Consider the following 24,129-nt stretch of genomic DNA (forward strand, 5'->3'; position numbering starts at 1 on the left):
ATGTGTCCCGTTTTTTTGCATGCAGGATAGCGGCCGGCGGCGTCAGCCGCGCTTGCGCATGTGCTCCTCCAGGAAGCGCCAGATCCCGGGATCGGCCATGCTGGCGACATTGATGCGCATGCGCGTGGACGGCAGCTGGCTGGGAGAGAACAGGCTGCCCGGCGCCAGCAGAAAGCCTTGTTCCATTGCCTTCTCGGTCAGCACGTTGGTGTCGCAGTGCGTTTCCACCCAGAGGAACATGCCGCAAGGCGGCGGTTCGCCTACATCCATTCCCAGCTTTTCCAGCTGGCGCACGACCTTGTCGCGGGTGCTGTTCAGGCGCGCGCGCAGGCGTTCGGCATGCTTGCGGTAATGCCCCTCGGACAGGATCTTGTAGGCCACGCGCTCGCCGATCTCGCTGGTGGTCAGGGTCGACAGCATCTTGCGGTCGGCCAGGTGCCGCGCCAGTTCGGTTGACGTAGCGATAAAGCCGACCCGCAGGTTGGCCGACAGCGTCTTTGAAAATCCTCCCAGGTAGATCACCCGGTGCAACTGGTCCAGCGCGGCGATGCGCGTGGCCGGCTGGACCGCCGAGCCGGGGTGCATGTCGCAGTAGATGTCGTCTTCAATGATGGTGAAGTCGTGCTCCTCGGCGATGCGCAAGACCTGGAAGGCCTTGGCAGCCGACATCGAGGTCGAAGTGGGGTTGTGCAGCACCGAATTGATCACGTACAGCTTGGGCTTATGCAGCGCCGCCAGCTCGGACAGCTTGGCGATGTCAGGCCCATCGGCCAGGCGCGGGATGCCGACCACTTTGGCGCCGAGCGCGGCGAACGAGCCGAACATCAGGAACCAGGCCGGATCGTCGACAAAGATCACATCGCCCGGGCGCAGGAAATGGCGCGCGACGGTATCCAGCGCCTGTGTCACGCCGGCGGTCATCACGATTTGCTCGGGGGCGGCGGCGATTTCATGTTCCGCCAGTTTCAATTGCAGTTGCTGGCGCAGCGGCAGGAATCCTTGCGGCGTGCCGTAGCCCAGCAGCAGCGACTGGTTCTCTCGGCTGATGGCGCGCAGGGCGTTGGCGATCAGTTCGCCATCCAGCCAGTCCGCCGGCAGCAGGCCGCCGCCGGGCATCTTTTGCGGCGGCATCTGGCGGAACATGTTGCGCACCAGCCAAACCACATCCAGCGCGCCTTCCGCATCTTCCTGAACCGCTGCTGCGCGTGGCGCAGCGGCGCTGAAATTGCCGCCCATCGGGCCGACCGGCGAGCGCTCCCGCACGTAGAACCCAGAGCCGCGGCGCGACTCCAGGAAGCCCTGCGCCACCAGCCGGTCGTAGGCCTCCACGACGGTAAAGCGCGAGACCTCATGGGTTTCGGCGAACTGGCGGATCGAGGGCATGCGGGCGCCGGTGCGCAACAGCTTGTCGTCGATGCGCGAGCGGATGCCGCGCACGATCTGCTCCACCAGCGAGTCTCCGCTTTCACGCGACAGCAGGGGCCAGCCAGGGGCGAGCGCGCCTTCATTGCTGACGGCATTGGCGGCCGGGGACGGCGGGGGGAGCAAGCTGGAGCGTTTCACTGTATTGGTCATTTTGCCGTGACAATGTTCAGGGTTATTTACCTAAGTGTATAGGTACTGTACCGGTATTGTCGATTACGATGGCTTGCAATGCAAGGCTGATCGAAAGCAACATGGCAGCCTTGTCCAACCATGCAATACGCCATTCCCAAGGAGACACGCCATGACCTACGCCGCCAACGAACTGCTGCCCAGCCGCGCCGATATCGAGCAGGCCGCCAAGGTCGTCTATGGCGCGATGGCGCCGACGCCGCAATTGTCGTGGCCGCTGCTGAACCAGGCGCTGGGCGCCCAGGTGTGGGTCAAGCATGAGAACCATGCGCCGACCGGCGCCTTCAAGGTGCGCGGCGGCATGGTCTATCTCGACAAGCTGGCGCGCGAGCAGCCGCAAGTGCGCGGCGTGATTTCCGCCACACGTGGCAACCATGGGCAGTCGGTCGGGTTGGCGGCGGGCCGTTTCGGCCTGCAGGCCACCATTGTCGTCCCGCAGGGCAACAGCCGCGAAAAGAATGCGGCCATGCGCGCCTTGGGCGTCTCGCTGGTCGAGTACGGCAGCGAGTTCCAGGAAAGCCGCGAACATGCCCAGCAACTGGCGCGGGAGCAGCAATTGCACATGATCCCGTCGTTCCACCGCGACCTGGTGGCCGGCGTATCGACCTACTGGATGGAGCTGATGGCCGCCCAGCCGGATCTGGATGTGGTGCTGGTGCCGGTCGGCCAGGGCTCGGGCATGTGCGGCGCGGTGGCCGCGCGCAATGCGCTGGGGTTGAAGACGCGTGTGATCGGCGTGGTGTCGGCGCATGCGCTGGCGTACAAGCTGTCGTTCGAACAGGGCCAAAAGATCGAGTCGCCGGTGTCGACCCGGATCGCCGACGGCGTCGCCTGCCGCGTGCCCGACGAGGCTTCGCTGGCGGTGCTGCGGGCTGAAGTCGATGAAGTGATTGCCGTCACCGACGACGAAGTGATGGATGCCATGAAGATGTTCTTCATCGCCACCCACAACGTGGCCGAAGGCGCCGGCGCCTGTGCGCTGGCGGCCGCGCTGCAGATCCGTACGCGGCTGCAGGGGCGCAAGGTCGGCGTGACGCTGTCGGGCGGCAATGTCGACCACGACGTGTTCGCCCGTGTGCTGATGCGGGAAAGCGCATCCGATATGGATGCGATGGCGCAGGTGCTGCCATTGCAGCAGAGGAGAACGGCATGAATCCGTACACCAATCGCACTCCCTTCCAATTGTTTTTGCAGCGCCGCCAGGTGCGCGCCACACGCGTGGGGCAGGTGTGCACGCTGGAGGTTCGCCACGGCCGCGTGTGGGTGACGCAGGAAGGCCGCGCCGACGATTTCTGGCTGGAGTCCGGCGACAGCATGGTGCTGCTGCCGGGCGCGCTGGTGGTGATCGAGGCCGACCATTTGTCCAGCCTGCGTATCGAGCCGGTGATGATGCAAACCGTGCGCGCCTGGCTGCACCTGTGCTGTGCCGGCGCGCGCGGACTGGCGGCGGCCCTGGGCGGCAAGTTCAGGCAAAACGCTTCGACCTTGCTGGGCAATGGGGAAGGGCGCTGACATGGACATGTTCCTGCCGCTGATGTCGTTCGCTTTCGTCTCGTCGATCACGCCGGGACCCAACAACATCATGCTGACGTCGTCGGGCATCTGGTTCGGTTTCCAGCGTTCGGTGCCGCACATGCTCGGCATCACGTTCGGTTTCGGCGTGCTGCTGGCTTTATGCGCATTCGGTATAGGCGCCCTGGTCATCGCCGTGCCGGGATTGACCTTCATTCTCAAGCTGCTGGGCTCGGCCTACCTGCTGTACCTCGCCTGGCAGTTGCGCGACATGCATGTGGCCGGCGGTGCGGGCGCGGCGGCTCGGCCGATGTCGTTCTGGGGCGCGGCCGCGTTCCAGTTCGCCAATCCGAAGGCCTGGGTGATGGCCATTACCGGCGCATCGGCCTTCATGCCGATGTTGCATAACCGTCCCGTGTGGCTGGCGATCCTGCTTTACTGCTTCATCTTTTGCGCCATCAACCTGCCGTGCGTTTCGGTATGGGCCGGTGCGGGTGCGGTGCTGCGGCGCTATCTCGACCAGCCGCTGTGGCGCACCGTGTTCGCGGCGACGATGGTGCTGCTGACGCTGTATTCGGCGCTGGCGATCTGGTTCTGACGGCACACCCATTGGAGAAGAGGCAAATACATGCAAGCGCAGAGTAACCGTGGCGGCGGCGCGAAGCCGGCGGCGCCATTGGCAACAGGAAACGAATCCAGGGGCATGTGGCTGGGGCTGATCGGCGTGGCTATTTTCAGCCTTACGCTGCCGTTTACGCGCATCGCGGTGGCTGAACTCAATCCGGCCTTCATCGCTTTTGGGCGCGCGGTGGTGGCGGGACTGTGCTCGCTGGCGCTGCTGGCATGGATGAAGGCGCCGCGCCCGAATGCGCAGCAGGTGCGCGGGCTGATCATCACGGCGCTGGGTGTGGTGGTGGGCTTCCCGTTGTTTTCTTCGATAGCGATGCGCTATGTGCCGGCTTCGCATGGCGCCGTGGTGGTGGGGCTGCTGCCGCTGGCTACCGCCTTGTTCGGTGCGCTGCGTTTCGGCGAGCGTCCCTCGGCCGGTTTCTGGCTGGCGGCGCTGGCCGGTTCGGGCATCGTTATCGCCTTCGCGCTGCGGGCGGGCGGGGGCAGTTTCCACCTGGCCGATTTCGCGTTGTTCGCGGCGGTGGTGACGGCGGCCATGGGCTATGCCGAAGGCGGACGCCTTTCCCAAACAATGGGCGGGCAGCAGGTAATTGCCTGGGCGCTGGTGATCTCGCTGCCGGTGATGACACCGGTCTCGCTGTGGCTAGGATGGAAATACGGCGTGGCGGCGTCGCCGGCGTCGTGGGTTGCGTTCGCCTATGTCTCGCTGTTCTCGATGTTCATCGGATTTTTCTTCTGGTACAAGGGCCTGGCCTTGGGCGGTATCGCCCGCGTCGGGCAAGTGCAATTGTTGCAACCCGTCATGACCTTGCTGGGCGCCGCCGCCATCGCCGGAGAGGCGCTGGATGCGAGCAATATGCTGTTCGCGCTGGCCGTGATTGCCGTAGTGGCCGTCGGGCGGCGCATGGCGGTTAAGCGATAGCGCGGCCTTGGCCGAACACCCGGAATGTGCATTGCGAGTCGCCGTGGCGCGCAATTGTCGGGCTAAAACCCCGGATATTTGAGATAATCGTCGTCTTATTTTTTCTTAACGTGCAGAGCGCGTGCCGCCTACCGGCAGGCATGATGCGATGCAAAACAAGGAGTGCCGCATGTCCGTTTATGAAAAGCTGAAAGCATTGAACATCGAACTGCCCGCCGTGGCGACCCCGGCGGCGGCTTATGTGATGTATGCGCAAACCGGCAATACCGTTTTCCTCTCGGGCCACCTGGCCAAGAAGGACGGCAAGGTGTGGGTCGGACAGCTGGGACGCGATATCGGCACCGAAGATGCGAAACAGGCGGCACGCGCAGTGGCGATCGATCTGATCGCCACCCTGCAGGCGGCTTGCGGCGGCGACCTCACCCGGGTCAAGCGCATTGTCAAACTGATGAGCCTGGTCAATTCGACCGGCGAATTCATCGAACACCACCTGGTGACCAACGGCGCCTCCGAACTGATCGGCGAGGTCTTCGGCGAAACCGGCAAGCATGCCCGTTCCGCCTTCGGCGTGGCACAACTGCCCATGGGCGCCTGCGTCGAGATCGAAATGATCGCCGAGATCGCCTGATCCGGCGTGCAACGATCGTTCATGCAGCAACTTGCTCCGGGCATGAGAATCCGGACAGGCCGTTGACCCACCTCGTGGAACCCTAGACAGAACAAGCGACCGGGACTTTTTTGCCGCAGCCGGGCCCTCTATCGGCCCATCATTTTTTGTTGCGGCCGGTCGCCATCACATCACAGCAGAAACATCATGAAACTCGAAAATCCCGCTCCGCTGCAATGGCAGTTTTCCGACCGCGCTACCAAGATGCAAAGCTCGGCCATCCGCGAAATCCTGAAGGTGACGATGCGTCCGGACATCACCTCCTTCGCCGGCGGCTTGCCGTCGCCGCTGACTTTCCCGGTAGAGCACATGAAGGCCGCGTTCGACCGCGTGCTGACGCAACAGGGCAAGATGGCCCTGCAATACGGCCCCACCGACGGCTACCTGCCGCTGCGCGAATGGATCGCCGGCTCGCTGTCTTCCGATGGCGCCCAGATCCTGCCGGAGCAGGTGCTGATGGTGTCCGGCTCGCAGCAGGGCCTGGACTTGCTGGGCAAGGTGCTGGTCGACGAAGGCAGCAAGGTGCTGGTCGAGACCCCCAGCTACCTGGGCGCGCTGCAAGCCTTTGCGCTGTATGGCGCCAAGTTCGAATCGGTCCCCAGCGATGAGAACGGCCTCAAGCCCGAATCCATCGAAGCGATCGCCGGCGGCGCCCGCATGCTGTATTCACTGCCCAACTTCCAGAACCCCACCGGCCGCACGCTGCCGACCGAGCGCCGCATCAAGCTGGTCGAGACCTGTGCACGCCTGGGCCTGCCGCTGATCGAGGATGATCCGTACGGCGCCCTGAGCTACCGCAATGCGCCGCTGCCCAAGATGCTGTCGATGAACCCGTCGGGCGTGATCTACATGGGTTCCTTCTCCAAGGTGCTGACCCCCGGCATCCGCCTGGGTTATGTGGTCGCCCCGCGTCCGCTGATCCTGAAGATGGAACAGGCCAAGCAAGCCACTGACCTGCACACCGCGCAACTGACCCAGATGGTGGTGTACGAGGCGATCAAGGACGGCTTCCTGGACCAGCACGTGCCGACCATCCGCAAGCTCTACGGCGACCAGTGCCAGGCCATGCTGGACGCACTGCAGCAGTACTTCCCGGCCGGTTGCTCGTGGAGCCAGCCGGAAGGCGGCATGTTCGTCTGGGTCACGCTGCCCAAGCACATCGACACCGGCGCGTTGCTCAACGAAGCAGTCGAGCAAGAGAAGGTCGCCTTCGTGCCTGGCGCACCGTTCTTCGCCAACACCCCGGAGAAGAACACCATGCGCCTGTCCTTCGTCACCGTGCCGCCGGAGCAGATCCGCGCCGGCGTGGAACGCCTGGGCAAGCTGATCGCCTCCAAGCTGTAAGCGGCACATCGATGAAGATCGAGAACCTGCCTTTCGGCACCACCGACTGGAGCAAGATCGACGCCACCGAGCATCCCGGCGTCACTGGCAAGGCATTCTGGCGCACCTGCAAGTTCGGTGACATCCGGGTACGCATGGTGGAGTACACGCCCGGCTACCTGGCTGATCACTGGTGCGTCAAGGGCCACGTGTTGCTGTGCCTGGAGGGTGAATTGCATACCGAGCTGGAGGATGGCCGCACTTTCGTTCTCAAGCCCGGCATGAGCTACCAGGTGGCGGACAATGCCGAGCCGCACCGGTCGTCTACTGAGGTTGGCGCCAAGCTGTTCATCGTCGATTGAATGTGCTTGCCGCATTCGGAAAAACCGCGTCGTTCGACGCGGTTTTTTTTCGTCAAGGCTCCAGCTTCAGCGTTTCCCCATGCTTGAGCGTGATGAACTGGTCCGCCGGGAGATGCGCTTCCTTCAACGCCTCCGCCAACTTCTGCGGCGGTTCATCCAGCGGCTCGTCGGCCAGCTCGAACGTCCCCCAATGAATGCCGATGGAGCGCTTGGCGCGCACATCCTCATGGATCAGCACCGCCTGCGCCGGATCGACGTGCTGGTTCTGCATGAACCAGCGCGGCGCGTAGGCGCCGATGGGAATGAGCGCCAGGTCGAAGCGGCCGAAGCGTTCGCCGATGTCGCGGAAATCCTTGGAGTAGCCGGTGTCGCCGGCGAAGTACATCGAATACGGCTCGCTTTGTTCGGCCGCCGGCGCGTCGCTGGTGGCCGGCACCTTCAGGTTCTGGAACACCCAGCCGCCCCATAGCGTTTCCGAACGGTCGAACAGGCCGCGCGCCGACCAGTGCGCGGCCGGGACGAAATAGATGTCCAGGCTGCCCAGTGATAACCGGTCCCACCAATCCATCTCGCGCACATTGGTGATGCCGATGCCGTTCATCCATTCACGCACGCCCAGCGGCACCAGGAACAGCGGCGGGCCGCCCGGTTGCAGGTTCAATTGCTCGACGCTGGCGCGGTCGAGATGGTCATAGTGGTTGTGCGAGATCACCACTACGTCAATATGCGGCAACTCGGCGATCTGCACCGGCAGCGGCACCTTGCGCTTGGGGCCGATGAAAGAGAAGGGCGAGGCGCGCTCGGAAAACATCGGGTCGGTCAGCACGTTCTTGCCGCCGATCTGCAGCAGCGCCGTCGCGTGGCCGATCCAGGTCACGCTGGGGGCCTTGCGGTTGGCCTTGAGCCAGGCCAGGTCCGGTTTGGCCAGCGGGAACTTGTAATCGTTGGCCGGCGGCTTGGGCACGCCTTCGGTGAGGCGTTCCCATTGCCACTTCCAGAACGAGGCACGCGGAGGTTCCGGATAGTTGTTGCGAAAACCGGTTTCGGTGCGGTTGGATTTGTTGGGGTCGTAATACTTGCTGGAGGAGGAACAGCCGGCGAGCGCGGTTGCCAGTGCCAGGGCTGCGATGATGGCCAGGCGCGGCCAGCGCGCCGGTTTGGAGGAACGGTCTTGTTGCAGCGAAATTGGCGGCATGAAAAAAGCGCGGGTGGGCCGGCGCGATCGATATCAATGGTCGACATCCTATCAGTTCGGCCCCACCCGGACGCGGCCGGCGGCTCACATCACATACTGCGCCAGGCCGTGGCCGAAGGACCAGTTGCCCTTGTCGCCTTCGACCAGGCTGATCATCACGTCCTCAGGCCGTACTCCGGGATCTTTCCCCAGCCTTTCCGCGATGCGCGCGAACAGCGCGTTTTTCTGTTCCTGCGTGCGGGTATTGCTGACCGTCAGCTGGATCAGCACGAAACCGTCCGAACGGTCTATGCCCATGTAATTGCGGCTGAATACCAATTCTTCTGGATCGTGCTCGGTCAGCACCATGAAGCGGTCTTCTTCCGGCACGTTGAAGGTTTCGCGCAGCGCCTGGTAGATGTTTTCCAGGATGGCGGCGCGGTAGGCGCGCGGCTTGCCGCGCAGCAGGGATACTCGGACCAGGGGCATGATGATCTCCTCGGATGTTCAGATGACAGGATGGCAAGTGGCGGCTGGCGGACATGGATGCCGTCTGCAGGCCGATGAGAAGCATGCTACGCTCCGTTTGTCATTGATAAAATAACTGATTGAGTATTTCAATGATTCGAATTTTAAATCATTGAAAGGAAAGAGCCCATGGAACGCCCACTAGACCTCGACGCCGTACAGGCCTTCGTCCTGGTGGCTGACCTGCAAAGCTTTACGCGCGCTGCGGAGGCGCTGGACAGCACGCAGTCGGCCATCAGCCTCAAACTCAAGAAGCTGGAACAACGGCTGGCGCGCCGCTTGATGGAGCGCACTCCGCGCCTGGTGCGGCTGTCGATCGACGGCCAGGAGTTCCTGCCGGCCGCGCGCGAACTGCTGGCAGCGCATGAGCGCGCGCTGGGCAAGCTGGCGCAGGGCGCGGCGCGCTTTTCGGTGGGCATCAGCGACCACGTGACCGGCAGCGGCTTCGCCAAGGTACTGGCCCAGGTCAACGGCTACGACCCGGGCGTGGTGATCGAGGCCAGGATCGCGTCCTCGCGCGACGTCATGCAGCAATACGAGCGCGGCGAACTGGACGCGGCCATCGTGCGGCGCGAGCCGCAGGACGTGGGCGGGGAACTGCTGATGGAAGAGCGCCTGGGCTGGTTCGCCGCCCCGCAGAGCAATTGCTGGTCGGGCGATACCTTGCGGGTGGCCACGTTCTCGTCGTCATGCCGCATCCGCGAGCTTTCGATTTCCCGGCTGGACGACGCAGGTATCCCGTGGGTGGAAGTGTTCGTGGGCGGCGGCATTCAGGCAGTGGGGGCCGCGGTCACCGCCGGGCTGGCGGTGTCGGCACTGCTGTACCGCACGGCGCCGGCCGGCGCTATCGATGTCGGCGCCCAGTTGGGCTTGCCGCCGCTGCCGCTGGCGCAGGTGATGCTGCATTCGCGGCTGAAGCAGGCGCGCACGCGCGAGGCGCTGCGCACCCTGGTGGCCGCATTGAAAGCGGCCTGAGTATGCCTCAGGCCTTGGCCGCTTGCGGCGCCATGCGGCCGGAAATGGCCATGCGGTTCATCGCATTCATCAGCGCGATGGCGATGGTCAGTTCGGAGAACTCTTTCTCGTTGAAATGCGCGGCGGCAGCCTGGTAGTCCGCGTCCGGCGCGGCGGTTTCGCTGATGCGGGTGACTACTTCGGCCCAGGCCAGCGCTGCCTGTTCGCGCTGCGAGAACAACTGGCCGGCTTCATGCCAGACCGGCACCAGCACCAGTTTGTCGACTGCCATGCCGCTATTGAGCAGGTCGCGCGAATGCTTGTCGATGCAATAGGCGCAGCCGTTGATCAGCGACACGCGCAGGAACACCAGTTCGACCAGTTCGGCCGGCAGGCTGCAATGCTTCAGGTAGTTGTTGACGGCCAGCAAGTGGTTATAGGGTTCGGTGGCATTCTTGTACATGTCGATGCGTTTGCTCATGGCGGGGCCTTTTCCTTGGGGTGATGATGAACTGCCATGATGCTGGCGCATGGCCTAGTCGGGAAGTGCCAAGAATGACTATTCCATATAGGCCATGATGGCTTGTTAGAGCAATGCAAGAATGCGCCTGGCCAGGTTCTGCGCTTGCCGGTGCGATTCGATATTGGTGAAGCTCAGCATCAGCATCGGCGGCAGTCCCGGTCGGGCCTCCAGTACACATTCAGACAGCGCGCGGCTGAACATGCCGTCTGAGCGCATGCGTTCGGCCAGGGCACGGTCGGAGCGGCGGCCGCGCAGGCGCAGCAGCAGGTGCATGCCGCCGGGCTGGGCCTCGACCTGCATGTACTTGCCCAGCACCGCATCCATTCCGGCTGCCGCCAGTTCGCGCCGCTCGCTGTAGAGGCGCCGCATGCGCTGGATGTGGCGGGCGAAATGCCCCTCGGCCATGAAAGCGGCGACGATGCCTTGCGTCAGCGCCGGGCTGCCGCCGGAGAAGCAGCGCGCGGTCTGTTCGAAGCGCGTCACCTGCGACACCGGCACCACCAGGTAAGCCAGCCGTATCGACGGAAACAGCACCTTGCTGAAGGTGCCGGCATACAGCACGCGGTCGTCGCGGTCCAGGCTCTTCAAGGCCGGCAGCGGCCGGCTGACGTAGCGGTATTCGCCATCGTAATCATCCTCCACGATCCAGGCCTTGTGGCGCGAAGCCCAGCCCAGCAGTTCGATGCGCCGCTGCAGCGACAGCGTCACGCATAGTGGGCTGTGATGGGCCGGCGTCACGACAGCGGCCCGCGCACGCGGCGCCAATTGCACTCCGGCGTTTACTTGCAATCCTTCATGGTCGACCGGCACGCCCACCAGCGTCATGCCGGCTTCGCGCAACAAGGCGCCGGCGGGTGGATAGCCGGGGTCTTCCACCCATACTTTGTCGCCGGGCTGGAGCAGGGCGCGCGCGGCGAGGTCGAGCGAATCGCGGTAGCCGGCGGTGACGAAGACCTGAGCCGGCGCGCACGCAATGCCGCGCGACAGTTGCAGGTAGCGTGCGATCTCCACCCGCAGCGCGTCCAGGCCGGCTGGCGGCGGATACAGCATGTCGGCCGGCTGGGTGGAACGCACCGCGCGCGCCGCCAGGCGCGCCCAGATTTTGCGCGGGAAGGCATCCAGCGCCGGCACGCCCATCTGGAAGGGACGCAGCACCGGCGTTGGAGAGGTGCCGTGCGCGGATGGCGCGAAGTCATAAGGGACGGCGGAGGCGGGAAGGGCAGGCGCTTCGCCGGCGGTCACCGATATCGCCTTCAGTCCGGTTGCCACTACGGTGCCGGCCTGGCCGCGCGCCTCGATGTAGCCTTCCGCCGCCAGCAGCGAATAGGCGCTTTCCACCGTGCCGCGCGCCAGTCCCAGCTCGGCTGCCAGCGCCCGTGCCGAAGGGATGCGGGCGCCCGGTTTCAGCAGGCCGTCAGCCACGGCCGAGCGCAGGCGCGTGTAGATCTGGCGGTAATAGGGTTCGCCGGCAGCCGGGTTGAGCTGGAGGAAGTCATGCGTCGAGGTGGATTTCATGGCCCAGTTGAAATGTTATTTCTTGGCTCTGCCGATTATGCCATCTGAAAATTAAGATGGCGCCATTGCAAATGCACGCATCCATCCATACACAGAAATCACAGAGAGGAACCATGAGCAACCGCCTGCTGGAACTGACGAAGAAACAATGGCGCATCGCCGATCCCGCGTTGCGCCATGCGGATACCGGCGATGAGCGGCGCGCCTGCTATGCCGTCATGCGCGAGCTGCGCCCGCATCTCAACAGCGAAGACGAATTCATGGAACGCACAGGCCGCGCCGCCGACGAGAGCTATCGGATATTGGCCGCCTGGGAAGACGGCAAGGTCGTGGCACTGGCGGGATACCGTTTCCAGGAAAACCTGGTGTACGGCAAGTTCCTCTATGTCGACGACCTGGTGAGTGCCGAGCACGCGCGCGGCAAGCACTGGGGAGAACGCTTGCTCAAGGCGCTGGATGCAGTCGCGGCGGAGGCCGGCTGTGTGCGTCTGGTACTGGATACCGGCATGGCCAACGCGCTGGCGCAACGCTTCTATTTTCGCCAGGGACTGCTGACGGGATCCATGCGTTTCGGCAAGGCCATCGGAGGCGCGGCATGAAGATACTGCATATCTCGGCCAGCCCGAAGAGGGATGAGTCCAATAGCTGGTGGCTGTCGCAGCAGATTGTCGGTCGCCTGGCGCAGCGTGCCGGCCATGCAGCTGTTACCGTGCGCGACCTGTACGCAGATCCTATCGCCCACGTCGACGATGCCTACGCCGAAGCGCTTGGTTCGCCCACTGGCCGCGCAGATGAAGGCGTTGCCGGTGGCGCGCTGGGGATATCGGAGCAGCTGATCCGGGAGCTGGAGGCTGCCGACAGTGTAGTGATCGGTACGCCCATGCATAACTACACCGTGCCCTCCACCTTGAAAGCGTGGATCGACCACGTGGTGCGCGTGCGCCGCACTTTCGCCATTACGCCCGACGGCAAGGCCGGCTTGCTGCGCGACAAGCCGGTGTATGTCGGCATTGCCTCCGGCGGCCGGTTTTCCGGACCAACGGCGCGCCAGGCGGATTTCCTCACGCCTTATCTGAAAGCGGTACTCGCCACCATTGGCTTGCACGACTTGCGTTTCTACAGCATGGAAGGCCTGGCCCAGGGGCCGGATATTGTCGCCGCCGAACGGGAACGGATGGAACTGGTGCTGGGAGCGGCGTTTTCAAGGGCCTGAGGCGATAAAAATATTGGCAAAAAATTCCTTGAAAAGCAAAAAGCGCGTCCCTAGATCGGTACCAGCAGATGCTCAAGCGTGAGGTCTGCAACGAAAACATCGCTTACTTTGAAAGGATAGTTTTATGCGTACTTTTGACTTCTCCCCCCTGTACCGTACCGCAATCGGCTTCGATCGCCTGGCCCAGATGTTCGACAACGCCCAGCGCGCCGATCAGCCCAGTTACCCGCCGTACAACATCGAGCTGGTGGCCGAAGACAAATACCGGATCACGATGGCTGTCGCCGGCTTTGCCCGCAGCGAAATCGAGATCGAAACCGAAAATGAAACCCTGAAAATCGTGGGCCGCAAGCAGAAGGAAGACCAGCAAGTGAACTTCCTCCATCGCGGCATCGCCGCCCGCGATTTCGAGCAGCGCTTCCAACTGGCCAACCACATCAAGGTAGTCGGCGCCAGCCTGGAAAACGGCCTGCTCAACATCGAACTGGTGCGCGAGATCCCGGAAGCGCTGAAGCCGCGCAAGATCGAGATCGGCGCCACCGAAGACAACGTCCAGCGCCTGGAGCGCGCTGCCGCCTGAGCTGATGCATCAGTTGTTGTCGCAGCACTGCAGTAACAGTACTAGTGCTTCAGAAGTAGTGGTGCAGTAGAAGTGGCTGTAGAAGTAGAAGTTGCAGCAGAGAAGTAACCGCAGTAATGGAAAGCCCGCTTGCGCGGGCTTTCTTTTTTTCGGCATGGTCAAGATCCGATGGCCGATAAGCGGTATCGGCGCAGAGCGACAAGCGGGGTGTCCCGCATTACCGTGCAATCAGAACGTCCACAGCAGGCTGAAGCCCCCGGTTACGTTGGCAGTGGTGAATCCTTTCGGCCTGACCAATGGCGTGGCAAGAAAAATATCGTACGACAGCTTGTAGGCGGCTCCGCGCAGTCCAATCGCCGAGCCGGTCAGGCGCTGCCCGGTCAGGAATTGTGCGGAAGGCCCTGAGACTGCGCCGGTATCCACGCCAAGGTATAACTCTTGGCCGCTTTGTCCCAGGCCCAGGGCGATTTCATTGCGCAGGAACCAGCCGCGCTCAGCCTGCAAGGTCAGGTCGCCATCGAAGCCCCGTACCGTATACCGTCCGCCGATGGAGAACTGGTCTTGCGGCGGCAGCGCTCCCCGGTTCCATTGGGCGCGTGCCGTACCCGAGTAGCGCAAGGCTGCCTCACCTAGTCCGAACGGTACATTCAGCGAAGCATCGGCAAGGAATAATCCATAGCGGGTGCCGATCTGCGGCAGGTCGAATTCGCTGATGGGTTCTGCACCTTGCCGGTCGAGGGAGCGCCGATAGGCAAGGGTTGCATCGGCCGTGGCGTCGCCAATGAATTCACGATGATTGATGCCGGCTTCCCAGGAAGTGGTGCGGCGTTGCTGCGGGCCGATCTCGGTATCGTCGATGGCATTGTAGGAAGTGCGCAGCAGGCCTTTCAGGTAGGACGTGGTTTTGCGCACGCCATCGCGGTAGATCAGGCGGGAGAGTTTCAATTCGCTGGTTTCGGAACGGCCGCTGTAAATGAAATTCTCAAATGCGCCGGCTACGGTCTGGTGATATTTGCTGCCCGACATGGTCGCCGAAAAAAGCCAGTAACCGAATGGCAGCGAGTAATGCAATGTGTATCCATTGCTGCCTTCCTCTCCATAATGCCCCAGGCTGCGATTGACGCTCACGTAGAACAAATCGTTGAGCGTCCACCAGTTGTCATAAGCCAGCGTCAGCCCCGCCTGGTATTTGCCCGTCGCACGCGAGCCGCCATCGTCCAGCGAGGCGGAAAGCCGGAAGGGGAAGGCTTGCTGGTACTGGATCACCAGGTCGCTGTCTCCAGGCTGCGCATCCTTGCCTTCGGACGGTGTGATCTGGATGTCGGCCTGAGCGGTCGGCACGCGTTTGAAATTCTCCAGGCCTTGTTCTATATCGCGCAGGTTAAGGATGTCGCCGACCTGGACGGGCAAGGCATTGCGTGCGGTACCGCGTGGATCGGCATCGGATGCGAACCGTATCGCATGTACCTTTCCTGGAATGACGCTCAGCACAAGCTGCCCGCTACGCAAATCCTGTGGCATCGCAACAATGCGCGTAGTGGTGTAGCCGCGGGCGATCACCGCGTTTTGTACGCGCGCCAGCACGGTATTGACGCCCTTGCTGCCGAGGCAGCGGCCGGATGCACCGTCCGGACCGGCCACGCTTTCGAGCGCAAATTCGAATCGGCTGGCGTCGGCGCCATCCAGCGTGACTGACGATACCTGCTGGCATGGCTGCTCATGTTCCGGGAACACAGGCGTTGTGCTTACCGCTTCAGGCGGGGTAATGGGTTTTACATCAGGACGTGTTTCCTGTTGCTGCCGCAGCACGCGCTCACGTTCGCGTTGCAATTGCTCTTGATTGGCGGCGGTTTGCGCGAGGGCTGATGTGGCATGCAAGATCAGTGAGACTAAAAGCGCAAGGTGCTTGAGGGGAAAGCGGGAAAACATTTTTTAATTTTTATGTAAGAAAAATACAGTGACGTAGCTGAAAAAAGATTGCTTAAGACAAACAATGTTGCGAAATACATTCTTTAATTTTACTTTTTAGCAATAAAAAATTCTCATTCCTCAAGAAAGTATACACATTAATCTTAACGTAAATTAACATCTCATCCCTTGAAAAGCCGTTTGTTGCGATACAGCAATCGCGTCATGACTCAGCGTGGGGCTGAGGAGGACGGCTCCGAGATCAAAAAAGAAGAATCCAAGGGGTATCAGTTTGAACAGTCAGCGCTACAAGGTCGTCTTTAACCGGCGTCGGGGCCAGTTCATGGCCGTTGCAGAAAACGCATCCATCATCAGCGGCACGTCATCTACCAGTCCTGCGGGCAATGCAGGCACTGAATCCATATTGCCGCAGGCGCTGCGCTTTTCGCTGCTTGCCGTGGCACTGGCCATGTCGCTGGGCACGGTGGCGCATGCCCAGATCTACAGCGACCGCAACGCACCGCGCAACCAGCAGCCGACCGTGCTCTCCAGCGGCAATGGCGTACCGGTGGTCAACATCCAGACGCCCAGTACGGCCGGCGTGTCGGTCAACTCCTATCGCCAGTTCGATGTGAACGCCAACGGGGCCATTCTCAATAATTCCCGCGGCGCCGTGCAGACCCAACTGGGCGGCTATGTGCAGGGCAATCCCTGGTTGGCCACGGGTACGGCTCGCGTAATCGTCAACCAGGTCAATTCGGCCAATCCCAGTTACCTGCGCGGATATGTGGAGGTAGCCGGCGACCGTGCCCAGGTGGTAATCGCCAACCCTGCTGGCATCACCTGTTCCGGCTGCGGTTTCATCAATGCCAGCCGCGCCACGCTGACCACGGGCACGCCAATGATCTCTGGCGGCAGTCTGGAGGCTTATCGTGTAGCCGGCGGCATGGTGACGGTAGACGGCGCGGGGCTGGATGCCAGCGCCAGCGACTATACCGAGATCATCGCGCGCGCGGTACGCATCAATGCCGGCGTATGGGGACAAGACCTGAAAGTGACGACCGGCCTCAATACCGTGAGCGCTGACAACAGCCGGGCTGTAACAGGTGTGGCGCCTGCCGATGTGGCGCCGGGCGTCGCCATCGATGTGGCGCAACTGGGCGGCATGTATGCGCGCCACATCTACCTGGCGTCCACCGAGCAAGGCGTGGGTGTGCGCAACGCCGGAACAATCGGCGCGGCGGCGGGCGAAGCTATCGTCACCGCCGACGGCCGCCTGGAAAACAGCGGCGCCTTGACGGCCATGCAGGCGCTCACCGTGCGGGCCAGCGGCGCCGTCACCAACACCGGCATCCTTGCCGCCAGCGGTGAGGTGACGCTCAATGCCGGTTCGCTGGCGAACCACGGAAACCTGAATTCGGCCCAAGGTTCAGTCGCCATCACGGCCGATGGCCTGGCGCTCAATCGCGGACGCATCGAATCGGCCCAGGCAGTGTCGCTCACGGCTTCTGGATTCGACAACACCGGGGGCTCGGTTGCCGCCGCCGACATTGCCATCGACACCCGCGCGCAATCCATCAAGAATGTCCAGGGCAGCATCGTGGCCCAGAACCGCTTGTCGATTGCCGGCGGCAGCCTGGATAACGAACGCGGCCTGTTGCAGGCGCTGGATGGCATCAAGATCGACGCCAACGGACAGACCGTCACCAATACCAACTCCGGCGCTTCGCAGGGGATCGTTTCGCAAGGGACGCTGGCGCTGACGGCGGGGGCGTTGGTCAATCAAAACGGTTATCTGAGCGCCGCCGGCGATCTCGCACTGACTGCTGGCGCAATCGACAATGCGGCGGGCAATATCGGTACCACCGGTACCGCCAGCGTCATCACTTCCAGCCTCACCAATGCAGGCGGCAAGCTGCAGGCCAAGAACGGCCTGAATGTCAATGCCGCTGACGGCGTTGCAGACAATAGCGGCGGCCTGATGCGCTCGGACGGAACGGTGACGGTGCAGGCCGCCACGCTGCGCAACGACAGCACATCGGGGCAGGACCTGGGCATGGAGGGGACCTCCATCGCCATCACGGCGCGGGACGTATCCAATCGCCAAGGCGCCATGCGCACCGACCTCTCGCTTGATCTGAATGCGAACGGCAGTATCGACAACACATCAGGCCTGATGTCGTCATCCGGTACGGTATCTGTGGTTGATGGCCAGTCGGTACGCACCTTGGCGGTGGAAAACACCAACGGCACCATCGTTGCCGGGAACCAGGTGACCGTCATAGCGCGTTCGCTGGCTGGCAACGGCAAAGTCTTGAGCCAGAAAGATCTTGCTATCGATCTCAAGGATTCGGTCACCAACACAGGGCAGATCGCGGCTACCGGAAACGCCATCGTCTCCACCGCAGGTACCTTCGCAAATGCAGGGGCGGTCGCAGCCGGCGGCAAGCTGACACTGACTGCGGCCACCATCGACAACCAGGCGACCGGCTCCCTGGTTGCCAGCACGCTGAACCTGAAAGCGACCGACGTCCACACCTTTACCAATCGCGGCCTGATTGATGGAGCTACTACCGTCATCGAAAGCAGCACCGTCAACAATATCGGCACCGGCCGCATCTATGGCGACAACGTGGCCATCGGCGCAGACGTACTCAACAACATGGCCGAAACGGTCGGCGGCGTGACCACTGCTGCGGTGATCGCCGCCCGCAACCGGCTCGACATCGGCGCAGGAGTCATCAACAACAGTGAACATGCGCTGATTTATTCGGTTGGGGATATGGTGATCGGCGGTGCGCTTGACACGTCGAAGAAGGCCACCGGCATGGCGCGTGAGATCAACAACAGCAGCGCCACCATCAATGCCGATGGCAATCTGACGATTGCGGCCAATACCATCAACAACACCAATGCGCATCTGGAAACGACCGACCGGGTCGGGCCGGGTAACCGCATCATCACGTATCGGCTGAACGGGTCTTCCAACCTGATCGACGGCAATTCGGCGCGGCTGGTGAATATCGGTTCCGGCCAGGTAGTCGGCCCGTATGACTGGCGCGACATGGGCGATGAAGACAACTTCCGATTGGTCTTGCCGTCGGACGCCTACCCCGTTGAGCGTTATGGCCCACCATTCGACTACTCGCGCGGCTGGAAATACGGTGACGATGCCATCGCACCGGCCTATGTCCCCGGGTGGCAGGAGGGTAGCAACGGTGGTGAATCGGTAATCGTCGATCATCCGGCCATCATCAACTACGGCAGCGCTGATCGTATCTGGTCGGTAATGGGCGTGACGCCGCCGGCGGATCCGGGAGCTGGACCTGGCGGGCCTCCGCAGCCAACTCAAATGTGCTGGGAATCCTGCAACACCATCCCGCCTGATCCTGTGGAATATGCAGCATGGCAATCTGCATATAACGTTTGGAAACCCAAATATGATGCGTATATTGCCGCCCTGCAGGTTCTAAACGACAGAATTAATGCATTCAATAGCAACGTGCGCAGTCGCTCAGCCCGTGAATGGACCATCTACGACGGCACCGAACAGATAACACGCACGGTCGTCACCAAGAGCGACCCAGGCATGATTACCTCCGGCGGCAACATGACGCTGGCAGCCGGCGCAGTGCACAACTATGCCAGCCAGATCATCGCCGGCGGCACGGTGGCCGGCAACAGCGTCAACGGCACCGCCATCAACAACACCGGCCCGCTGGGCGTGCAGAGCGTGACCTCGACCGGGTCGGCCAGCTATACCTACATCAAGAGCCACACCTTCAGCGCGGATGACCGCCGTTACGACGATGCGCCGTACCAGTCCCAGACCATCGTCACGAACTTCCAGTTAGACATCACGCCTACCAGCGGAGCCGGGCCCAACCGCAACAACACCGTCAAGGCAGTCGCCGCCGCCGTCTCCGGCGCATCGGGCCAGGCCGCTTCGGCGATGAGTATCCGCACCGCCAACTTGAACCTGGCGTTGCCCAACAACGTGCTCTACCGCATCGACACCGCACCGGGCAACCGCTATCTGGTCGAGACCGATCCGCAATTCACCAATTACCGTAGCTGGCTGTCGTCCGACTTCATGCTCAACCAGCTGCAAAGCACGCCGGACAGTACCATCAAGAAACTCGGCGATGGCTTTTATGAGCAGCAACTGGTGCAGCAGCAGATCCAGCAAGCCATCGGCCAGCGCTACCTTGCCGGCTACGCCAGCAATGAATCGCAGTACATGGCACTGATGAACGCCGGTGTGCAGCAGGCCCAGGCCTTCAACTACACCATCGGCGTGGCGCTGACCGACGCCCAGATTGCGCAGCTCACCTCCGACATCGTCTGGATGGTCAAGCAGACCGTGACGCTGGCCGACGGCAGCACGCAGGAAGTGCTGGTGCCGCAGGTTTACCTGCGTGCTTCCAATGTCCAGGTCACCGGCCAAGGGACGTTGATCGCCGGTAACGATGTGGCCTTCCAGACTGCACAGGACATCGTCAACAGTGGCGGCACCATTGCGGCGCGCCAGACCGTCTCGCTGGCGGCCGACAATATCCAGAATCTGGGCGGGCGTATTTCGGGGACGAATGTGGTGTTGTCGGCAGCGAGCGATATCAACAACCTGGGTGGCGCCATTGACGGCAGCGATCGCGTGGTATTGGCCGCCAATGGCGACATCAACATCAACAGCACACGCGTCGAAACCGCCAATGCCGTCACGACCGGCGCCAACATCAGCCAGTTGGCCAGTGTTACTGGTCAGAACCTGACAATCTCGGCTGGGCGCGATCTTGTCGCCAATGCCGCCGTGATCGGCGCCACCGGCGATGCGGCGTTGTCCGCCGGGCGCGACGTCAATCTCGGCACGGTCAACCAGTACTACCGCCAGGAGATCAACTGGGCCAGCGACAGCGGTGCTTCGAATTGGGTCGGTGCTCTGACCGGCCCGAATCTGGTCGACCAATCCAACGGCGCCCACGGCACGAGCGAGGCCGGAGTCAATCGGGCCACCCTGAGCGCCAGCCAGGATGTGGCCACGCAGATCACTGGCAACAACGTCACCATCAGCGCCGGACGCGACCTGAATGCCCAAGGTACGCAGGTAGTGGCTGAAGCGGCCCTGGCCGCTATTGCCGGTCGCGACATCAATATCAGCACCGCCAACGAATCGGCCAGCGCGCGCGACCAGCACCAGCACAGCTCCAGCGGAATTCTTTCCGGCTCCACCATCCAGACGGACGACGCCAGCAGCTATAGCAACCAGATCGGCAGCACCTTCTCCGGCAATACCACAGTGTTGGCGGCAGGACGCGACGCCAACATCATCGGCAGCGATGTGGTGTCTACCCAGGGCACGCAGATTACTGCAGGCAACGACATCAACATCGTCGCCGCTACTGACACCAGCAGCGAGTCGCATTACCGCAAGGAGACGACCTCGGGCATCTTCAGCGGGGGAGGGTTGGGTGTGACGGTGGGTAGCAGGATGCAGAGTCAAGACAACCAAGATGTGAGCACCAGCGCGACAGCCTCAACGGTGGGTGCCATTAGTGGCAATGTCATCATGAGCGCGGGCAATCACTATCAGCAGACAGGTAGCAATGTACTGGCCCCGCAGGGAAATATCGAAATACAGGCCAAGAAGGTCGATATTCAGGAGGCACAAGAGATCCGCCACAGCACGCAAGAGACTAAGTTCAAACAGTCAGGCGTGACTGTCGCAATCACCACTCCTGTTATCGCCGCTTTGCAAACGGCACAGCAAATGGGGCAGGCTGCGGAAAGTACTTCGGATTCACGGATGAAAGTCCTGGCCGGCGCCGTGACGGCGCTAGCCGGAAAGAATGCGGCGGATGCTGTTGCGGCGGATCCGAAAGCAGCGGGCGGGGTCGGGATTTCCATTACGTTGAATAGTTCCAAGAGCCAGAGCAAGACGACGCAGGATGCAGTAACTGCAGCTGGATCCAATGTGGCTGCAGGGGGAGACATCAACATTCGGGCGACGGGTGCGGGAAAGGAATCGACACTGACTGTACAAGGTAGCCAGATCAAAGCCGGCAATGATGTCATGTTGCAAGCTGATGGCTATATCAACCTGCAAGCTGCCAAGAACACTAATCAGCTGCAACGTGATAGCAGTAGCCAAAGTGCAGGTGTAGGCATCGCAATCAATGTCGGATCCAATGGAGCGGCCTTTGGTATTACAGCGAATGCCAGCGCTGCGCGCGGCAATGCGGATGGTAGCGATGTGACCTGGACGAATACTCACGTGTCAGCCGGCAACACACTCGTGTTGACTTCCGGGGGCGACACCAACATCAAAGGCGCGATTGCGAGCGGCAAGCAAGTCATTGCCAACATCGGTGGCGATTTGAACATCGAAAGTTTGCAAGATACAAGCACATACCAAAGCAAAGATCAATCGATTGGCGGCAGTATGACGATAGGTCTTGGGGGCTTCTCTGGCGGTATCAATGCCAGCCAACAGAAGATGAACAGCGACTTTGCCAGTGTCGTGGAGCAATCAGCTATCAAGGCCGGTGATGGAGGTTTCCAAGTCATGGTGGCGGGCAATACCGATCTGAGGGGAGCCGTGATCGCCAGTACGGATAAGGCCGTACAAGACAATCTGAATAGCTTGAAGACCGCAACGCTTACTCAAAGCGAAATCCAGAACAAGGCGGACTACAAGGCCAGCAGTATGGGAATCGGTGTGGGATATAGCATTGGGGATGGAGGAATGACGCCGTTCGGCAAGGGTGGCAACACAGGGACAGGTGGAGTAGGCGTAAATCAGCAAGGTCAAACCACTACGGGTGGAGATAAGGTTCCGGGCAGTAGTCTTTTAAGCTACAACGGTGTCAGTGCCACGCCGCCTATTGTGATGAGCGCGTCCGATAGCGCCAGCAGCGTTACCGGCAGCGGTATCAGCGGAGGGGCGATCTCTATCACGGACAGCGCCAAGCAACAGGCACTGACTGGCAAGGATGCAGAACAGACGGTGGCGAGTATCAATCGCGATGTATCCAGCGATCAGGATCGCAGTAATGCATTGAAACCAATCTTCAATGAGCAAGAGATCAAGGCCGGTTTCGAGATCGTCGGTGCGCTACAGCGGGAAACGGGGACGTTTTTGGCGAATCGCGCCAAGGAAGCCGATCAGAAGAACGCGCAAGCCAAGGAGGCTGACGCTCAAGCTGCTGATCCGGGCAATGGCTTGACTGATGAGCAGAGGCTCGCGCTCCGAGACCAAGCCGTGACGTTGAGAGAGGAAGCCAGGACGATCAACGACGACTGGGGGGCAGGCGGTACGTATCGCCAGATTACCACGGCCTTGATGGCCGGCATCGGCGGTAATGTGACAGGCAGCACCGCGCAGTTCGCGCAGAACATGGTCGTCAACTACGTGCAGCAACAGGGGGCGACCTATATCGGCAAACTAGTGGCCGACGGTACGCTGGTCGAAGGCAGTCCTGTCCACGCCGCGCTGCATGCGATCATGGCCTGTGCGGGGGCGGCAGCTAGCAGCCAGGGTTGTTCGTCCGGGGCCCTCGGTGCGGCAGCCAGTAGTCTACTGACCGGTTTGTTCAGCGACACGAGTCCCGATGAGACCGCTTCGCAGCGCGAAGGTAAGCGCAATCTCATCACTAGCCTGGTGACGGGAATTGCAGTTATGAGCGGGGCCGATGCGATCAGCGCCACGAATAGTGCGGTGGCCGCCGTGGACAATAACTGGCTGGCCACACAACAGATCGTGCAGATGAAGAAGGAGTTGTCCGCGGCCAAGTCGACGCTGGAACAGCTGAGGGTTGCGAGCAAATGGGCCTATATCTCGACCAAGCAGGATGTGTTGACTTCGACGGGGATCGGCAAGGGCTTGGCGGAATCCGGTTGGAACGACGTCAAGGGCATTGCTGAGTTCCTGGCGCATCCGATCGATGGCCTGAATGGATTGAAGCAACTGATCAGCAGCCCTGAGGCGCGACAGCAGCTTGGTGACGCCGTGTTCAAGGAGCTGGATGCCAAGATCGATCGCATGAACCTCGCCATCAATGAAGGCGGCGATGCCAATGCAGAGCAGTTGGGCAAGGATATGGGTAGTTTGTTGTGGCAGGTTGGTAGTGTTGTGACAGGCGCGGGAGGCATTGCAAAAGGTACCGTCCAACTGGCGAGCGCCGGCATTCGCTTGAGCGCGGCAGGTGCCGAAGTCCTGAAGCTGGCTGCCGATCTGATGAAGACGCAAGGCCGAGGTCTGGGCGGCATAGCTACCTTGGCAGAAACAGGGATGGAGTTTGGTGCCAGCATTGTCAAGCAGGGCAAGCCGTTTGAGGCTTATGTACAATCTAAGCTTCCGGCAGGGACGCTCGATCTGAACACGATCAAGAGCAACTTCTCGACGTTTGATCATCTGACGCCCGATGGGATGGCGGTGAGCGACAAGACGTTGAATACAATGGCAAAAACTTATGCTGAACAGCCTGCCAGCATTACCAGTACCTTGAATAAGTATGTCGATAATATGGTGAACTTTGAAAAAGATGGAAAAGGAGCATTTGAGCTTCTTGCTTCAGATATCAGCGCGAAACAGATGCAGCTTGCAATTCCTTACGGAACGTCAGCGGAACAGATGACAGCTATTGCCCAGTCAATGCAATATGCCGCTAGTAAGGGAATAACCATCATTGTGACAAAGGTGAGATGA

18 protein-coding genes are annotated in these 24,129 nt (G+C 61.5%); 12 read left to right on the top strand and 6 right to left on the bottom strand.

The window, feature by feature from the left end:
• Window positions 1-42 precede the first annotated feature (42 nt).
• A complete protein-coding gene (locus AKL28_RS01135; protein WP_050466207.1) occupies window positions 43-1,575 on the bottom strand; it encodes an aminotransferase-like domain-containing protein in 1,533 nt (510 codons plus the stop codon).
• 151 nt (window positions 1,576-1,726) lie between these two features.
• On the opposite strand from AKL28_RS01135, the gene AKL28_RS01140 reads away from it, so the two are divergent.
• The 7 genes from AKL28_RS01140 to AKL28_RS01170 all read left to right on the top strand — a co-directional run bounded on the left by AKL28_RS01140 (window position 1,727) and on the right by AKL28_RS01170 (window position 7,030).
• The gene (locus AKL28_RS01140) at window positions 1,727-2,767 is read left to right on the top strand and encodes a threonine dehydratase (RefSeq protein ID WP_050466208.1); all 1,041 of its coding nucleotides are present in this window, start codon (window positions 1,727-1,729) and stop codon (window positions 2,765-2,767) included.
• Window positions 2,764-3,126 carry a DUF2917 domain-containing protein gene (locus AKL28_RS01145; protein WP_050466209.1) on the top strand — a complete coding sequence of 121 codons (363 nt, stop codon included), beginning with the start codon at window positions 2,764-2,766 and terminating at the stop codon, window positions 3,124-3,126. Before AKL28_RS01140 ends, AKL28_RS01145 begins: the two co-directional genes overlap by 4 nt.
• A 1-nt stretch (window position 3,127) precedes the next feature.
• Complete coding sequence (locus AKL28_RS01150; protein WP_050466298.1) at window positions 3,128-3,724, top strand: LysE family translocator; 597 nt, start codon at window positions 3,128-3,130, stop codon at window positions 3,722-3,724.
• A 30-nt stretch (window positions 3,725-3,754) separates the two neighbouring features.
• On the top strand, window positions 3,755-4,678 hold the full coding sequence (locus AKL28_RS01155) for a DMT family transporter (RefSeq protein WP_050466210.1): 924 nt from the start codon (window positions 3,755-3,757) through the stop codon (window positions 4,676-4,678).
• A 169-nt stretch (window positions 4,679-4,847) separates the two neighbouring features.
• Window positions 4,848-5,306 (top strand): RidA family protein, encoded by a 459-nt coding sequence (locus AKL28_RS01160; RefSeq protein WP_050466299.1) that lies wholly within the window; start codon window positions 4,848-4,850, stop codon window positions 5,304-5,306.
• A gap of 186 nt (window positions 5,307-5,492) precedes the next feature.
• On the top strand, window positions 5,493-6,689 hold the full coding sequence (locus tag AKL28_RS01165) for an aminotransferase-like domain-containing protein (RefSeq protein WP_050466211.1): 1,197 nt from the start codon (window positions 5,493-5,495) through the stop codon (window positions 6,687-6,689).
• A gap of 11 nt (window positions 6,690-6,700) precedes the next feature.
• A complete protein-coding gene (locus AKL28_RS01170; RefSeq protein ID WP_050466212.1) occupies window positions 6,701-7,030 on the top strand; it encodes a DHCW motif cupin fold protein in 330 nt (109 codons plus the stop codon).
• Window positions 7,031-7,082: 52 nt separating this feature from the next.
• On the opposite strand, the gene AKL28_RS01175 is transcribed toward AKL28_RS01170, so the two are convergent.
• Both AKL28_RS01175 and AKL28_RS01180 read right to left on the bottom strand, forming a co-directional pair.
• Window positions 7,083-8,225 carry an MBL fold metallo-hydrolase gene (locus AKL28_RS01175; protein ID WP_082221314.1) on the bottom strand — a complete coding sequence of 381 codons (1,143 nt, stop codon included), beginning with the start codon at window positions 8,223-8,225 and terminating at the stop codon, window positions 7,083-7,085.
• 84 nt (window positions 8,226-8,309) lie between these two features.
• Window positions 8,310-8,693, bottom strand: coding sequence for a tautomerase family protein (locus AKL28_RS01180; RefSeq protein ID WP_050466213.1), 384 nt, complete (start codon window positions 8,691-8,693; stop codon window positions 8,310-8,312).
• Window positions 8,694-8,861: 168 nt separating this feature from the next.
• Between AKL28_RS01180 and AKL28_RS01185 the strand changes: the two genes are divergently transcribed.
• Window positions 8,862-9,707, top strand: coding sequence for a LysR family transcriptional regulator (locus AKL28_RS01185; RefSeq protein WP_050466214.1), 846 nt, complete (start codon window positions 8,862-8,864; stop codon window positions 9,705-9,707).
• Between the two features lie 7 nt (window positions 9,708-9,714).
• Here AKL28_RS01185 and AKL28_RS01190 read toward each other — a convergent pair whose 3' ends face one another.
• Both AKL28_RS01190 and pdxR read right to left on the bottom strand, forming a co-directional pair.
• Window positions 9,715-10,167 (bottom strand): carboxymuconolactone decarboxylase family protein, encoded by a 453-nt coding sequence (locus AKL28_RS01190; RefSeq protein ID WP_050466215.1) that lies wholly within the window; start codon window positions 10,165-10,167, stop codon window positions 9,715-9,717.
• Between the two features lie 105 nt (window positions 10,168-10,272).
• Complete coding sequence (pdxR, locus tag AKL28_RS01195; RefSeq protein ID WP_050466216.1) at window positions 10,273-11,724, bottom strand: MocR-like pyridoxine biosynthesis transcription factor PdxR; 1,452 nt, start codon at window positions 11,722-11,724, stop codon at window positions 10,273-10,275.
• Between the two features lie 113 nt (window positions 11,725-11,837).
• Between pdxR and AKL28_RS01200 the strand changes: the two genes are divergently transcribed.
• The 3 genes from AKL28_RS01200 to AKL28_RS01210 all read left to right on the top strand — a co-directional run bounded on the left by AKL28_RS01200 (window position 11,838) and on the right by AKL28_RS01210 (window position 13,517).
• Window positions 11,838-12,323 carry a GNAT family N-acetyltransferase gene (locus AKL28_RS01200; RefSeq protein WP_050466217.1) on the top strand — a complete coding sequence of 162 codons (486 nt, stop codon included), beginning with the start codon at window positions 11,838-11,840 and terminating at the stop codon, window positions 12,321-12,323.
• Window positions 12,320-12,937: an FMN-dependent NADH-azoreductase gene (locus AKL28_RS01205; RefSeq protein WP_050466218.1), complete on the top strand. Its 618-nt coding sequence runs from the start codon at window positions 12,320-12,322 to the stop codon at window positions 12,935-12,937. The genes AKL28_RS01200 and AKL28_RS01205 overlap by 4 nt, the downstream gene beginning before the upstream one ends.
• A gap of 124 nt (window positions 12,938-13,061) precedes the next feature.
• Window positions 13,062-13,517, top strand: a complete 456-nt coding sequence (locus tag AKL28_RS01210) for an Hsp20 family protein (protein WP_050466219.1) — start codon at window positions 13,062-13,064, stop codon at window positions 13,515-13,517.
• Between the two features lie 228 nt (window positions 13,518-13,745).
• Here the strand turns inward: AKL28_RS01210 and AKL28_RS01215 are convergent, their stop codons facing one another.
• The gene (locus AKL28_RS01215) at window positions 13,746-15,446 is read right to left on the bottom strand and encodes a ShlB/FhaC/HecB family hemolysin secretion/activation protein (RefSeq protein WP_082221315.1); all 1,701 of its coding nucleotides are present in this window, start codon (window positions 15,444-15,446) and stop codon (window positions 13,746-13,748) included.
• Window positions 15,447-15,717: 271 nt separating this feature from the next.
• Between AKL28_RS01215 and AKL28_RS01220 the strand changes: the two genes are divergently transcribed.
• Window positions 15,718-24,129: a hemagglutinin repeat-containing protein gene (locus AKL28_RS01220; protein ID WP_169801796.1), complete on the top strand. Its 8,412-nt coding sequence runs from the start codon at window positions 15,718-15,720 to the stop codon at window positions 24,127-24,129.

The organism is Herbaspirillum chlorophenolicum, assembly GCF_001189955.1.
Classification (GTDB): domain Bacteria; phylum Pseudomonadota; class Gammaproteobacteria; order Burkholderiales; family Burkholderiaceae_D; genus Herbaspirillum; species Herbaspirillum chlorophenolicum.